The organism is Candidimonas humi (assembly GCF_019166065.1).
Lineage (GTDB): Bacteria > Pseudomonadota > Gammaproteobacteria > Burkholderiales > Burkholderiaceae_B > Candidimonas > Candidimonas humi.
This window is the reverse complement of the sequence record NZ_JAHTBN010000001.1, coordinates 570,759-584,761: the sequence shown is the minus strand read 5'-3', so window position 1 is coordinate 584,761 and position 14,003 is coordinate 570,759. Positions and strand designations below refer to the sequence as shown.

The following is a 14,003-nucleotide window of genomic DNA, read 5'->3' as shown; positions in this document are numbered from 1 at the left end:
CGGCATGGCCGCCTAAGCTGTCCTTATTTGTCGAGGGGGCCGGGCGTGACCGGACGTTGCTGCCTGCTGGCCGTCGCGCTTGCGACCTGGGTGGCTCACGGCTTGCCGGCGGGTTCGGTCCCGCCGGGCTGGATGGCCGCGGCCTGGGCCGCCTTGTGGTCTTTGCTTGCGGTCTTGCTGATCCTGCGGCGTTTGCGGGGCCTGCCGCGCTATGTCTGGCCGTTGTGGGCCGCGGCGGCCGGCTTGCTGTTGGCGCTCGCACGCATCGAGCATCGCCTGGCCGACGAGCTCGTGTCCGGTAACGAAAACCGCGTCTCGCGCGTCGTGCTGCGGGTGGCGGACCTGGTACGGCTCGGCCCGGACAGTCGCCGCTTCGAGGCCGAAGTCATCGAATCCAAGCCGGCGGGTGTGCCTGCACGCATTATGGTGTCCTGGAACGCCCCCGGCTATGCAGGGCCTTACGGTCGCCGCGGCTTGCCGCCGGAACCTTTTCCCGAATTGATTCCGGGCCAGGTATGGCGCATGTCGCTGAACCTGAAGCGGCCGCAGGGCACCCGCAACCCGGGAGGCTTCGACTATGAAGGCCATGCTTTCGCCCGCGGCCTGAGGGCCAGCGGCAGTGTGCGCGGCACACCGCGCTACTTGCGCGACGAGCCTTGGGCGGGGCTGGGCATTATTGCCAACCGTGTGCGCCACCATGTACGCGAGGCCATGAGCGGGCATTTGCAAGGCATGCGCTACGGGCCCGTGCTGCTGGCGCTGGTCATCGGCGACCAGGCCGGGGTCGAGGCCGGCGATTGGCAGGTGTTCAATCGCAGCGGCATCACGCACCTGGTGTCCATTAGCGGCTCCCACATTACCATGATCGCGGCGCTGGGCGCGCTGGCCGTGTTGTGGCTGTGGCGCAGGATGCGCTGGCGCGGCCGGGCGCTGGCCGAGCGCATGCCGGCGCAGGTCGCGGCCGCATTGACTGCCGTCCTGGTGGCCTGGCTATATTGCCTGCTGGCGGGCTGGGGCGTGCCGGCGCAGCGCACCTTCCTGATGCTGGCCGTGGCCGCAGGCGGCCAGGCCTTGCGGCTGCCGGTGCGGGCTTCGCGCCTGCTGTGCGTCGCCGTCTTCGCGGTGCTGATGCTCGATCCCTGGGCGCTTCTGGCAAGCGGCTTCTGGCTGTCCTTCGGCGCCGTATGCGTGTTGATGGCGGCACAGTCATGGGAAGGCCTGGCCGCGTCGGAACTTGCGCAAGGCCGGTCCTCGCGCGCCTGGCATTTCGTGTGCGCGGCCGCCGGGCTGCAGCTCGCGATCAACGTTGCTCTCATGCCCGTGCTGGGCCTTATATTCCACCAGGTCTCGCTGGTGTCGCCTTTGGCCAATGCCTATGCGATTCCGCTGGTCGAGATGGTGATCACCCCTTTGTCGCTGCTGGCCGCGGCCTGTTCCGTCGTGCCCGGCCTGGACGCCGTGGCCGGTGGCCTGGCGTGGCTGGCGCACACCTGTCTGCATGCCGCGATGCTGCCCACGCAATGGCTCGCCGCGCTGCCCGCCGCCAGCGTGGGCGTGTCGCAGGCGCCGTGGTGGGCGCTCGTCCTGGCCTGCCTGGGAATAGGGGCGGCCATGCTGCCGCGCGGCTTTCCCGCCAGGCATGGCGGCTGGCTGCTGGTCCTGCCGGCCCTGGCTTCGCGTCCCGAAAAGCCGCCGCCCGGAAGCTGGGATTTATATGCCCTGGATGTCGGGCAGTCCAGCGCCATCGTGCTGCGCACCGCCGGGCATGCGCTGCTGTTCGACACGGGCCTGCGCATGGGCCCCGACGCGGACGAAGGCGCGCGCACGATCGTGCCGTTCCTGCAGGCCCGCGGCATACGCGGGCTGGACGCCATGGTGGTCTCGCACGCGGACATCGATCATGTCGGCGGGGTGCGCAGCGTGCTGCGGGAAATTCCCGTGCAGCAGTCATACAGCTCCTTCGATCTCGACGCTTATCTCAAGCGCGAGGCGAGACTACTCGGCCTGGTCGGCGATAGTGTGCGCCGGCCCCTGGCGCTGTCGGCCTGCGGGCGCGGCATGGCCTGGACGGTGGATGGCGTTCAATTCGAGTTCCTCTGGCCCGCAGATCCCGCCAGTTCGGGCAAGCCCCGAAGCGCGGCCGGCAATGGCGGCAAGCACCGCAATGCCCGAAGCTGCGTGCTGCGCGTCAGCGGCAGCCATCACTCACTGCTGCTTACCGGAGATATTGCCGCCGCCCAGGAAGCCGCCCTGGTGCGCGGCGGCCTGCCGCCCACCGATGTGGTGATGGCGGCGCATCATGGTTCGGCGGGCTCTTCCTCGCCTGCTTTCGTCGCCCGGACGCAGGCTGCGCACGTAGTGGCCCAGGCGGGCCGCTGGAATCGCTACGGCCATCCGGGGCGCGGCGTCGAGCAGCGCTGGCGGCGCAGCGGCGCCGAATTCTGGCGCACCGACCTGCACGGCGCCATCACCCTGCGCTCGCGCCCCGCGGGCCTGTCGGCCCAGGCCGAGCGGCAGCAGCACCCACGCTATTGGCAGGGGCGTTAAGGCTATGGTGTCGATCATGTCTGTGCTTGCGGCCGAGCGGCAATTTAGCAGTAGTCCCAAATTGGGACTATGATCTACTTGTGCGCGTCATAGCCGTCAGTGCCCTGCGCAACTTCTGGGATATATACCCGGACGCGGAGCAGCCGCTTAAAGCATGGCTGGACGAGGCCGGCAAGGCCAAATGGAGGCATCCGGCGGACATCAAGGCCCAATATCGAAGTGCCAGCATTCTCAAGAATCGGCGAGTGGTGTTCAATATCAAGGGCAATGATTATCGGCTGATCGTAGCGCTTGCTTTCCGGCTCGGCATTGTTTATGTCAAATTCGTGGGTACGCACGCACAGTACGACAAGATTGACGCCGAAACCGTCGAAAAGGAATGAGCATGGATATCCATCCCGTACGCACCGAGTCCGACTACAGGGCTGCACTCAAGGAAATCTCCAGGCTGATGGAATCGGATCCGGAACTGGGCACGCCGGATGGCGATCGCCTGGATGTGTTGGCCACCTTGGTCCAGGCATACGAAGCCAGGCATTGGTCCATTGATCTGCCGGACCCGATCGAGGCCATCAAATTCCGCATGGAGCAGGGCGGCCTCACTCCCAAGGATCTGGAGCCGATGATAGGCAGGCGCAACCGCGTTTATGAAGTCCTTAACCGCAAGCGAGCATTGACACTGCCCATGATCTGGCGCCTGCATACCGGGCTTGGCATTCCGGCGGAATGCTTGATCCGGCCTGTCGTGAATACTTGACTCGGCGAGCCGGGGCTCGTTCGCCGGTTCCGCGTCGGCCTGCGGTCTTCGGCCACGGGGGCGCCTTGCGAATTTCAATCGGATGCGCGATGATTGATACGTATCCACAAGATCGGCTCGGCGGGGGAAGCATCCATAAGATTCTTTCTACGGCGAAACAAAAATGAGACAAACACCACATCTGCACTTGCACGTGCCGGAACCCAGCGGGCGTCCCGGGCGCGAAACCGATTTTTCCTACCTACATCTATCCCCTGCGGGCGAAGTACGCCGCCCGCCGGTCGACGTGCTGCCCGTCGACACCAGCGACCTGGCTTATTCCCTGATACGGGTGCTGGACGACGAGAGCAGGGCGCTGGGGCCCTGGGCGCCCAAGCTCGATCCCGAACTGCTGCGCAAAGGCATGCGGGTCATGATGAAGACCCGCATCTTCGATGCGCGCATGCTGATCGCGCAGCGCCAGAAGAAGATGTCCTTCTATATGCAGTGCCTGGGCGAGGAAGCCATAGGCACGGCCCATGGCCTAGCGCTGTCCGACGGCGACATGTGTTTTCCCTCGTACCGCCAGCAAAGCCTGCTGATGGTGCGCGACGTGCCGCTGGTCGACCTGATCTGCCAGTTGCTGTCCAACGAGCGCGATCCGCTCAAGGGCCGCCAGTTGCCGGTGCTGTATTCGGTGCGCAAGGCGGGCTTCTTCTCGGTGTCGGGCAACCTGGCCACGCAGTTCATACAGGCCGTGGGCTGGGGCATGGCCTCGGCCATCAAGGGCGACACGCGCATCGCCTCGGGCTGGATCGGCGACGGCGCCACGGCCGAGTCCGATTTCCATACCGCGCTGACTTTCGCCCACGTGTACCGCGCCCCGGTCATATTGAATGTGGTCAACAACCAGTGGGCAATCTCCACCTTCCAGGCATTGGCCGGCGGCGAAAGCACCACCTTCGCGGCGCGCGGCGTGGGCTGCGGCATCGCCTCGCTGCGGGTCGACGGCAATGATTTCCTGGCGGTCTACGCGGCCTCGCAGTGGGCCGCCGAACGGGCCCGCAACAATCTCGGGCCTACGCTCATCGAATGGGTCACCTACCGCGGCGGCCCGCACTCCACTTCGGACGATCCGTCCAAATACCGTCCCGCCGACGACTGGAAGAAATTCCCGCTGGGCGATCCGATCCCGCGCCTGAAACGGCATCTCATTGCCATCGGCTCCTGGTCCGAAGAGGAAGACGAAGCGACCCGCAAAGAGCTCGAGGCCGAGGTGATTGCGGCGCAGAAAGAAGCCGAGCGCTACGGCTCGCTCGCCACAGGCCATACCTTCAGCGCGGCCATGATGTTCGAGGACGTCTACAAAGACGTGCCTGAACATCTGCGCATGCAGCGCCGCCAACTGCTGGAGGAATGACCATGAAACAGCACAGCAAGAACATGCCGACGCGCTCCATGACCATGATCCAGGCGCTGCGCTCGGCGATGGACGTCATGCTGGAGCGCGACAGCAACGTGGTCGTGTTCGGCCAGGACGTAGGCTATTTCGGCGGCGTGTTCCGTTGCACCGAAGGCCTGCAGGCCAAGTACGGCAGCTCGCGCGTATTCGACGCGCCGATTTCCGAAGGCGGCATCGTCGGCGCGGCGGTGGGCATGGGTGCATATGGCCTGCGGCCCGTGGTCGAGATCCAGTTCGCCGACTACTTCTATCCGGCCTCCGACCAGATCGTGTCCGAGGCGGCGCGCCTGCGCTACCGTTCGGTGGGCGAGTTCATCGCGCCGCTGACCATACGCATGCCCTGCGGCGGCGGCATCTACGGCGGCCAGACCCACAGCCAGAGCCCCGAGGCGCTGTTCACGCACGTCAGCGGGCTGCGCACAGTCATGCCGTCCAACCCCTACGATGCCAAGGGGCTGCTGATCGCCTCTATCGAAAACGACGATCCGGTGATCTTCCTCGAACCCAAGCGCCTGTACAACGGGCCGTTCGACGGCCATCACGAAAACCCCGTGGTGCCGTGGTCCAAGCATCCGCTGGGCGAAGTCCCGGAAGGCTATTACACGGTTCCCCTGGAATCGGCCTCAGTCTTCCGTCCGGGTTCGGCGCTGACCGTGCTTACCTACGGCACCATGGTGTTCGTGTGCGAGGCCGCGGCCCGCGAAACCGGCATAGACGCCGAGATCATCGACCTGCGCAGCATCTGGCCGCTGGATCTGCACACCATCGTGGAATCGGTCAAGAAGACCGGGCGCTGCGTGGTGGTGCACGAAGCCACCCGCACCAGCGGCTTCGGCGCCGAGCTGGTGGCGCTGGTGCAGGAACACTGCTTCTATCACCTGGAAAGCCCGATAGAGCGGGTCACGGGCTGGGACACGCCATATCCCCACGCGCAGGAATGGAACTACTTCCCAGGCCCGGCGCGAGTCGGCGCGGCCTTCAAGCGCGCGCTGGAGGACTGAAGCCATGGCCTCCACCAGTATCCATGTCATCAAGATGCCCGATATCGGCGAAGGCATCGCCGAGGTCGAACTGGCCGAATGGCACGTGCAGCCGGGCGACAGCGTGGCCGAAGACCAGGTCCTGGCCGAAGTCATGACCGACAAGGCCACGGTCGAGATCCCTTCGCCGGTGGTCGGCAAGGTGGTGTCCCTGGGCGGCAAGGTCGGCGACGTGCTGGCCGTGGGCGCCGAACTCATCCGGCTGGAAGTCGAGGGCGGGCAGGGCGCCGCGCATGGCCACGCCGCGGCGGCCCAGGCTCAGGCCCAGGATAAAGATCCAGTTCAGACACAGCCTCCGGCGGCTCTCAGGCATGAGTCGCCGTCAACCTCGCAAGCCGACGCCTCCGGCCATGGCGCCGGCCGGGAAGCGGTCGCCGCCGCTGCAGCAAGTTCCTCTGCCGCGACCATGCCTGCGGCACCGGCACCGGCACCGGCACCGGCGCTTGTCGCCGGCGCGAGCGGGGCGGCTCGTTCGCAAGCATCCTTGCCGCCGTCCACGGCGCGGTCCGCGGCGGATTCCAGCCCCGCGCGCCACGCCGGCGAAAAGCCGCTGGCCTCGCCTTCGGTGCGCCGCCATGCCCGCGAGCTGGGCGTGGACCTGCATGCTGTCCACGGCAGCGGCCCCGGCGGCCGCATCCGCCACGAAGATGTGCAGGCCCATCACGATGCGCCGGCACCGGCCGCCGCGGCATCGGCCTACGCGGTGCGCGACGGCCGCAGCGAGATTCCGGTGGTAGGCCTGCGCCGCAAGATCGCGCAGAAGATGCAGGAATCCAAGCGGCACATCCCCCACTTCTCGTATGTCGAGGAAGTCGACGTCACCGAGATCGAGGCCCTGCGCGCCAGGCTCAACGCCAAGTGGGGCGATCGGCGGCCGCGCCTGACCTTGCTGCCCTTCCTGGTGCGGGCCATGGTCCTGGCCGTGGCCGAGTTCCCGCAGATGAACGCACGCTACGACGACGAGGCCGAACTGATCACCCGCTACGAGGCCGTGCACCTGGGCGTAGCCACGCAGACGGAACACGGCCTGATGGTGCCGGTGCTGCGCCATGCCGAGTCGCGCGGCCTCTGGGCCAATGCGACCGAAATCGCGCGCCTGGCCGAGGCCGCGCGCAGCGGCCGCGCGGCGCGCGACGAGCTTTCAGGCTCGACCATCACCCTGACCAGCCTGGGCCCATTGGGCGGCATCGTTTCCACGCCCGTCATCAACTATCCCGAAGTGGCCATCGTCGGCGTCAACCGCATCGTCGAGCGCCCGGTCATCCTGGGCGGCGCGGTGGTGGCCCGCAAGATGATGAACCTGTCCTCGTCGTTCGATCATCGCGTGGTCGACGGCCTGAACGCGGCGGAATTCATACAGGCCATACGCGCCTACCTGGAGTCGCCCGCCACCATGTTCGTAGAGTAAGATCCTTGCTTCCTGGTAATTTCCGGCAGTCTTTCCCATGACCGAACCTCGTCTCGAATATGTCGTCTGCGCCAGCCGCTCCGGCTTGCATCGCATGGCCTATTGGGAATGGGGCGACCCAGCCAACGACAAAGTGCTGGTATGCGTGCATGGCCTGACCCGCAGTGGCCGCGACTTCGATACGCTGGCGGCCCGGCTCAGCCCGCATTACCGGGTGGTGTGCCCCGATGTGGTGGGGCGCGGGCGTTCCGACTGGCTAGCGGACCCCACAGGCTATGTCGTGCCGCAATACGTGGCCGACATGGTCACGCTGATCGCCCGGCTGGGCGTGGAACGCATCGACTGGCTGGGCACCTCCATGGGCGGGCTGATAGGCCTGGCCCTGGCCGGGGCGCTGGCGATGTCCGCCCCGGCGCGCGCCGCCCGGGCCGAATTCGGGCTGCCGCCCGAGCGCACTTTGCGCCTGGGCAAGATGGTCTTGAACGATATAGGCCCGCAACTCAATCTCGGCGGCCTGGCCCGCATAGGCGAGTACGTAGGCCGGCCGGGCGTGTTCGATTCCTACGACCAGGCCGTGGATTATGTCCAGTCGGTGTCGGAAGGTTTCGGCCCGCGCAGCCGCGCGCAATGGGAACAATTGACGCGGCATGTCTTCAATCACAAGGACGGGCGCTGGGTAAAGCATTACGACCTGGCGATATCCAAGGCTTTCGCGCTGCAGACTCCGCAGGCCATGCAGGAAGCCGAGGCGCTGTTGTGGGCGTCCTATGCCAGCCTGTCCGAGCCCGTCTTGATCGTGCGCGGCGCGCAGTCCGATCTGCTGCTGCGCGAGACCGCGGCCGACATGCTGGCGCGCAATCCGCGGGCGCGCCTGTTCGAGGTGCCCGGCGTGGGGCATGCGCCCACCTTGCTCTCGCCCGGACAGATCGAGCCCATCGCAGACTTCCTGCTGGCGCCCTGAGGCCGGGGCGCTCGCCGCGCTTTCGCCCTGCGCAGCCCGGGGGCCAGGCGTGGTATTGTGGTAGGCGGAGCCGTCCATGAATTCTTCCACGCCCTTGAACGCCGATCTGCATTGCCATTCCGTGTGCTCGGACGGCGTGCTGCGTCCCGACGAACTGGCGGCGCGCGCGCATGCCCACGGCGTGCAGCTCTGGGCGCTGACCGACCACGACGAAGTCGCGGGGCTGGCCGAGGCGCGTGCCGCGGCGAGCAAGCTGGGCCTGCCGTTCATCGACGGCATAGAAATATCGGTCACCTGGGCGAAGCAGACGGTGCATATCGTCGGCCTGCATATCGATCCGCACAATGCCGCGCTGAACGCGGGCCTGGAGGGCATACGCACGGGCCGCCTGGAACGTGCGCGGCGCATGGCCGACGCCTTGCAGGCGCTGGGCATTCCCGGCAGCTACGAAGGCGCGCTGGCCTATGCCGGCAATCCCCGCCTGGTGAGCCGCACCCATTTCGCGCGCTTCCTGGTCGAGCAGGGGCGCTGCACGCATATGCAGGCCGCATTCGACCGCTACCTGGGCGAAGGCAAGCCCGCCTACGCGCCGGGCGAGTGGGCCAGCCTGTCCGAGGCGGTGGGCTGGATCCGGGCGGCGGGCGGGCGCGCCGTCATCGCCCATCCCGGGCGCTACCATTACGACCGCCTGCAATTCGACGCCTTGTTCGACGAATTCAAGCAGCTCGGCGGCGAGGCCATCGAAGTCGTCACGGGCAGCCATCGCCCCGACCAGTACGGCAAGTATGCCGAGGTGGCGCGCCATTACGGCTTCCTGGCTTCTTGCGGTTCTGACTTCCACAGCCCCACCGAAAGCCGCCGCGACCTGGGTTCCATGCCGCCGCTGCCGCCCGGCCTGACGCCGGTATGGCACGACTGGGCCTGAGCCCGGGGCCGCCGGGTGCAAGAGGGGTGGAAGAGGGATGGAAGAGGGATGTTAGAGTACGTCCTGCATAACGGTTGCAGCTTATGAACAAGGCATTTGTCAAGGAATCCGACCAGAACGACGAGGACGCAGGGCCCGAGGCGCCCAGCCTGCCCGCGGGCGTCAAGAACTACATGACGGTGCAGGGCTACCAGCGCCTGCGCGCCGAACTCGCGCGCCTCATGAACGAAGAGCGGCCGGCAGTGGTGCAGGTGGTGTCCTGGGCTGCGTCCAACGGCGACCGCTCCGAGAACGGCGACTATCTCTACGGCAAGAAGCGCCTGCGCGAGATCGACCGGCGCATGCGTTTCCTGACCAAGCGCCTGGAGATCGCCGAGGTGGTCGATCCGGCCGTCCAGCCCAACAAGGACCAGGTCTTTTTCGGCGCCGAGGTGCTGTACATGGACAAGGCCGGCCAGGAGCACCGCGTCACCATAGTAGGGGTGGACGAAGCCGAGCCCTTGCAAGGCCGTATCAGCTGGATATCGCCCGTGGCGCGCGCGCTGATCAAGGCCCGCGAGGGCGATACCGTGACACTGCGCACGCCAGCCGGCGTGGACGAACTCGAGATCCTGGAAGTCGGCTATCCCGAGGCTTGAAACCGGGGCCTGGCGGCGCTTCCGTGGTCGGCCCGGCGAACGGCTCCGCCCATGGCTCGCAGGCATGCCTCGCATATACCTTTCGAGGGGCAGGGCAAGCCGGTGGGAAACGGCATAAGCCGTTAAAATGCTGTTTTGGCCAACCCTCCTGCCTGTATCCCCATCGTGAATTCCATTCTGTATTTTCCGGGTTCTTCGGCCCTGTCCGATTTCCGTCGTGAACGCCTGCTCAAACGTTTTACGCAGCTGGGCCTGCCGGTGGCCGATATCCAGGGGCAGTACGAGCACTATGCATGGTGCGAGCCGGCGCTGGACGAGGCCGAGGGCCGGCGGCTGCGCGCCCTGCTGGACGATGGCCGCCCGGCGCCCCAAGAACGGGCGGACAAGCATGCCCTGGTGCTGCGCGTAGTCCCGCGCCTGGGCACCGTGTCGCCCTGGGCCAGCAAGGCGACCGACATCGCCCACAACTGCGGTCTGGCGGCGGTGCGCCGCGTCGAACGCGGCATACGCTACACCTTGCAGCCGGCCCGCGGCCTGCTGGGCACGCGCAATATCGACGAGCAGCAACTGGCGCAAATTGCCGCCTGCCTGCACGACCGCATGACCGAAACCGTGGTGGACGCCGATTTCGACGGCGCGGCGCTGTTCGCCTCGCTGCCGGGCAAGCCCATGCAGGCCATCGACATCCTGGGGGGCGGGCGCGACGCATTGGTGCAGGCCGATCGCCAGCTGGGCCTGGCGCTGTCCGAGGACGAGATCGACTACCTGCTCGAGGCCTTCACCGGCCTGGGACGCAACGCCACCGACGTGGAACTGATGATGTTCGCGCAGGCCAACAGCGAACATTGCCGCCACAAGATTTTCAATGCCCAGTGGGTGATAGACGGCATGCAGCAGCCGCACACGCTGTTCGGCATGATCCGCGCCACGCATGCGGCCCAGCCGCAGGGCACGGTGGTGGCGTATTCCGACAATGCGGCGGTCATGGAAGGCGGCAAGGCGCAGCGTTTCTACGCGGCGCTACCGGGCGACGGCGCGGCGGCACGCTATCAAAGCCTTGCGGCCACCGTGCATACGCTGATGAAGGTCGAGACCCACAATCATCCCACGGCCATCGCCCCTTTCCCGGGGGCCGCGACCGGCGCCGGAGGCGAGATCCGCGACGAGGGCGCCACCGGCCGCGGCTCCAAGCCCAAGGCCGGCCTGACGGGCTTCACTGTGTCCAACTTGCGTTTCGACGATGGCATCGAGCCCTGGGAAGACGAGGACTACGGCTTGCCGGGCCGCATCGCCAGCGCGCTGGACATCATGATCGAAGGCCCCATCGGCGGGGCCGCCTTCAATAATGAATTCGGCCGCCCGAACCTGCTGGGCTATTTCCGCAGCTACGAGCAAACCGCGGGCGGGCGGCGCTGGGGCTATCACAAGCCCATCATGATCGCCGGCGGGCTGGGCGCCATAGACGCGGGCCTGACGCATAAAGATCCGATTCCGCCCGGGGCGCTGCTGATCCAGTTGGGCGGGCCGGGCATGCGCATCGGCATGGGCGGCGGCGCGGCCTCCAGCATGAGCGCGGGCGCCAACAGCGCCGACCTGGATTTCGATTCCGTGCAGCGCGGCAATCCCGAGATCCAGCGTCGCGCCCAGGAAGTCATAGACCGTTGCTGGCAGCAAGGCGAGCACAACCCCATATTGGCCATACACGACGTAGGTGCGGGCGGCCTGTCCAATGCCTTCCCCGAACTGGTCAACGATGCCGGCCGCGGCGCCGTGTTCGAATTGCGCCAGGTGCATGTAGAAGAATCGGGCCTGTCGCCGGCCGAGATCTGGAGCAACGAGGCCCAGGAACGCTACGTGCTGGCCGTGCTGGAAAAAGACCTGCCGCGCCTGGATGCCATTGCGCGCCGCGAGCGCTGCCCCTACGCCGTGGTCGGCGTGGCCACCGACGAGCGCCAACTGTGCGTCACCTGCGGCGAAGGCCTGGCAGGGTTCTCGCAGCCCGAGTCCGAAGCAGACCGTCCCGAATTCCGCCCCGTCGATGTGCCCATCGATGTCATCCTGGGCAAGCCGCCGCGCATGACGCGCAACGTGCGGCGCGCTCCAGGCGCCTTCGCGCCGCTGGATCTCACCGATATCACCCTGGACGAGGCCATACAGCGCGTGCTGCGCCATCCTACCGTGGCCAACAAGAGCTTCCTTATCACCATCGGCGACCGCACGGTGGGAGGCTTGAGCAGTCGCGACCAGATGGTAGGGCCCTGGCAGGTGCCGGTGGCCGATTGCGCCGTCACCCTGGCCGACTTCGAGAGCGTGCGCGGCGAGGCCATGGCCATGGGCGAACGCAGCCCGCTGGCGGTAATCGACGCGGCGGCCTCGGGCCGCATGGCGGTGGCCGAGGCGCTTACCAACCTGGTCGCCGCCGACGTGCGCGAGATCGAAGACATCAAGCTGTCGGCCAACTGGATGGCCGCCTGCGGCGTCGAAGGCCAGGACGCGGCACTGTACGACACGGTGTTCGCGGTCAGCGCCTGGTGCCGACAACTGGGCCTGTCGATACCCGTGGGCAAGGACTCGCTGTCCATGCGCACCAAGTGGGAAGACGAGGGGCAGGCGCGCGAAGTCGTGGCGCCGGTCTCTCTCGTCGTCAGCGCCTTCGCGCCGGTGACCGACGTGCGCGCCACGCTCACCCCGCAACTGCGCACCGATGCCGGCGAAACCGTGCTGATCCTGATAGACCTGGGGCGCGGCCGCAACCGCCTGGGCGGCTCTATCCTGGCGCAGGCCTTCGGCCAGGTGGGCAAGGCCGTGCCGGACATGGACGAGCCCGAATCGCTGTTGGCGTTCTTCCGCACCATACGCCAGCTCTACCGCGAAGGCCACGTACTGGCCTATCACGACCGCTCCGACGGCGGTCTGCTGGCGAGCGTCTGCGAAATGTCCTTCGCGGGCAGGGTGGGGGTCTCGGTCAACCTCGACATGCTGACCATAGACCCTTACGCCTCCGACTGGGGCGACTACAAGATACGCGCCGAACAGGTGTCCGTGCAGCGCGACGAACTGACGCTCAAGGCCTTGTTTTCCGAAGAGGCCGGCGCGGTCATCCAGGTGCCCTTGGCGCAGCGCGACCTGGTCATGCAGAAGCTGCGCGAAGCCGGCCTGTCGGCCTGCTCGCACGTGCTGGGCGGCCTGAACGAACAAGACGAGATCCAGTTCTACCGCGACGGCAAGTGCATCTACCGCCACAGCCGCTACGACCTGGGCCAGCAATGGAGCGAGGTCAGCCGCCAGATCATGGCGCGCCGCGACAATCCCGAATGCGCCAGGGCCGAATTCGAGACCTGGCAGAACGCCGCCGATCCGGGCTTCACGCCGCGCGTGGCCTTCGATCCGCAGGAAGACGTCGCCGCGCCCTATATCGCGACTGGCGCCCGTCCGCGCGTGGCCATCCTGCGCGAACAGGGCTGCAACAGCCAGGTCGAAATGGCCTGGGCCTTCGACAAGGCGGGCTTCGAGGCCTGGGACGTGCACATGACCGACCTGCTGTCCGGGCGGGTGCGCCTGGCCGACGTGCAAGGGCTGGTGGCCGTGGGCGGCTTCAGCTACGGCGACGTGCTTGGCGCGGGCGAGGGCTGGGCGCGCACCATCCGCTACAACGCGCAGCTGGCCGACCAGTTCGCCGCCTATTTCGCGCGTACCGACACCTTCGGCCTGGGCGTGTGCAACGGCTGCCAGATGATGGCGGCGCTGGCGCCCATGATCCCGGGCGCGCAGCATTGGCCGCACTTTACGCGCAACGTGTCGGAAAAATACGAGGCGCGTCTTTCCATGGTCGAGATCGCCGAGTCGCCCTCCATCTTCATGCAAGGCATGGCGGGCACGCGCGTGCCGGTGGCCGTGGCGCACGGCGAGGGCTATGCCGATTTTTCACGGCAGGGCGATGCTGGACAAGTGCTCAACGCCTTGAACTTCATCGACAACCAGGGCGAGCGCACCGAAGCCTATCCCTACAATCCCAACGGCAGCTCGCAGGGCCTGACCGGTGTCACCACGCCGGACGGCCGCTACACAGTGCTGATGCCGCACCCCGAGCGCGTCACGCGCAACGTCATGATGTCCTGGACGCCGCCGCGCTGGGGCGAGCGCGACAGTGTCGGCGCCGACACCCCGGGGGGCGGCTACACCCCCTGGATGCGCATGTTCCGCAACGCGCGGGTGTGGCTGGGCTGATCGGGCGGCGTGGCGGGGCCCGGCAGGCCTCGCCAGCCTGGTTTTTCATCCGGGGGCGC

The 14,003-nt window shown here is 67.0% G+C and carries 10 protein-coding genes; all 10 read left to right on the top strand.

The window, feature by feature from the left end:
• Window positions 1-45: 45 nt before the first annotated feature.
• The 10 genes from KVP10_RS02575 (at window position 46) to purL (ending at window position 13,944) form a co-directional block, all read left to right on the top strand.
• Window positions 46-2,547: a DNA internalization-related competence protein ComEC/Rec2 gene (locus KVP10_RS02575; RefSeq protein ID WP_343218677.1), complete on the top strand. Its 2,502-nt coding sequence runs from the start codon at window positions 46-48 to the stop codon at window positions 2,545-2,547.
• 80 nt (window positions 2,548-2,627) lie between these two features.
• Window positions 2,628-2,930 (top strand): type II toxin-antitoxin system HigB family toxin, encoded by a 303-nt coding sequence (locus tag KVP10_RS02570; RefSeq protein ID WP_217962876.1) that lies wholly within the window; start codon window positions 2,628-2,630, stop codon window positions 2,928-2,930.
• Window positions 2,927-3,304 carry a helix-turn-helix domain-containing protein gene (locus tag KVP10_RS02565; protein ID WP_217962875.1) on the top strand — a complete coding sequence of 126 codons (378 nt, stop codon included), beginning with the start codon at window positions 2,927-2,929 and terminating at the stop codon, window positions 3,302-3,304. Before KVP10_RS02570 ends, KVP10_RS02565 begins: the two co-directional genes overlap by 4 nt.
• Before the next feature lie 163 nt (window positions 3,305-3,467).
• Window positions 3,468-4,703 (top strand): 3-methyl-2-oxobutanoate dehydrogenase (2-methylpropanoyl-transferring) subunit alpha, encoded by a 1,236-nt coding sequence (locus tag KVP10_RS02560; protein WP_217962874.1) that lies wholly within the window; start codon window positions 3,468-3,470, stop codon window positions 4,701-4,703.
• 2 nt (window positions 4,704-4,705) lie between these two features.
• Window positions 4,706-5,746, top strand: a complete 1,041-nt coding sequence (locus KVP10_RS02555; protein WP_217962873.1) for an alpha-ketoacid dehydrogenase subunit beta — start codon at window positions 4,706-4,708, stop codon at window positions 5,744-5,746.
• Between the two features lie 4 nt (window positions 5,747-5,750).
• Window positions 5,751-7,193, top strand: coding sequence for a dihydrolipoamide acetyltransferase family protein (locus KVP10_RS02550; RefSeq protein WP_217962872.1), 1,443 nt, complete (start codon window positions 5,751-5,753; stop codon window positions 7,191-7,193).
• 37 nt (window positions 7,194-7,230) lie between these two features.
• Window positions 7,231-8,154, top strand: coding sequence for an alpha/beta fold hydrolase (locus KVP10_RS02545; protein WP_246600249.1), 924 nt, complete (start codon window positions 7,231-7,233; stop codon window positions 8,152-8,154).
• A 76-nt stretch (window positions 8,155-8,230) separates the two neighbouring features.
• Complete coding sequence (locus tag KVP10_RS02540) at window positions 8,231-9,079, top strand: 3',5'-nucleoside bisphosphate phosphatase (protein WP_217962871.1); 849 nt, start codon at window positions 8,231-8,233, stop codon at window positions 9,077-9,079.
• Between the two features lie 83 nt (window positions 9,080-9,162).
• Window positions 9,163-9,717, top strand: a complete 555-nt coding sequence (greB, locus tag KVP10_RS02535) for a transcription elongation factor GreB (protein WP_217962870.1) — start codon at window positions 9,163-9,165, stop codon at window positions 9,715-9,717.
• 165 nt (window positions 9,718-9,882) lie between these two features.
• On the top strand, window positions 9,883-13,944 hold the full coding sequence (gene purL, locus KVP10_RS02530) for a phosphoribosylformylglycinamidine synthase (RefSeq protein WP_217962869.1): 4,062 nt from the start codon (window positions 9,883-9,885) through the stop codon (window positions 13,942-13,944).
• Window positions 13,945-14,003 lie beyond the last annotated feature (59 nt).

What these genes read in the sequence shown, in the direction of transcription:
- KVP10_RS02540 (WP_217962871.1), top strand. Translation starts at nt 8,231, where the DNA reads ATGAATTCTTCCACGCCCTTGAACGCCGATCTGCATTGCCATTCCGTG.
- KVP10_RS02550 (WP_217962872.1), top strand. Translation starts at nt 5,751, where the DNA reads ATGGCCTCCACCAGTATCCATGTCATCAAGATGCCCGATATCGGCGAA.
- KVP10_RS02560 (WP_217962874.1), top strand. Translation starts at nt 3,468, where the DNA reads ATGAGACAAACACCACATCTGCACTTGCACGTGCCGGAACCCAGCGGG.
- greB (WP_217962870.1), top strand. Translation starts at nt 9,163, where the DNA reads ATGAACAAGGCATTTGTCAAGGAATCCGACCAGAACGACGAGGACGCA.
- KVP10_RS02555 (WP_217962873.1), top strand. Translation starts at nt 4,706, where the DNA reads ATGAAACAGCACAGCAAGAACATGCCGACGCGCTCCATGACCATGATC.
- KVP10_RS02565 (WP_217962875.1), top strand. Translation starts at nt 2,927, where the DNA reads ATGAGCATGGATATCCATCCCGTACGCACCGAGTCCGACTACAGGGCT.
- KVP10_RS02545 (WP_246600249.1), top strand. Translation starts at nt 7,231, where the DNA reads ATGACCGAACCTCGTCTCGAATATGTCGTCTGCGCCAGCCGCTCCGGC.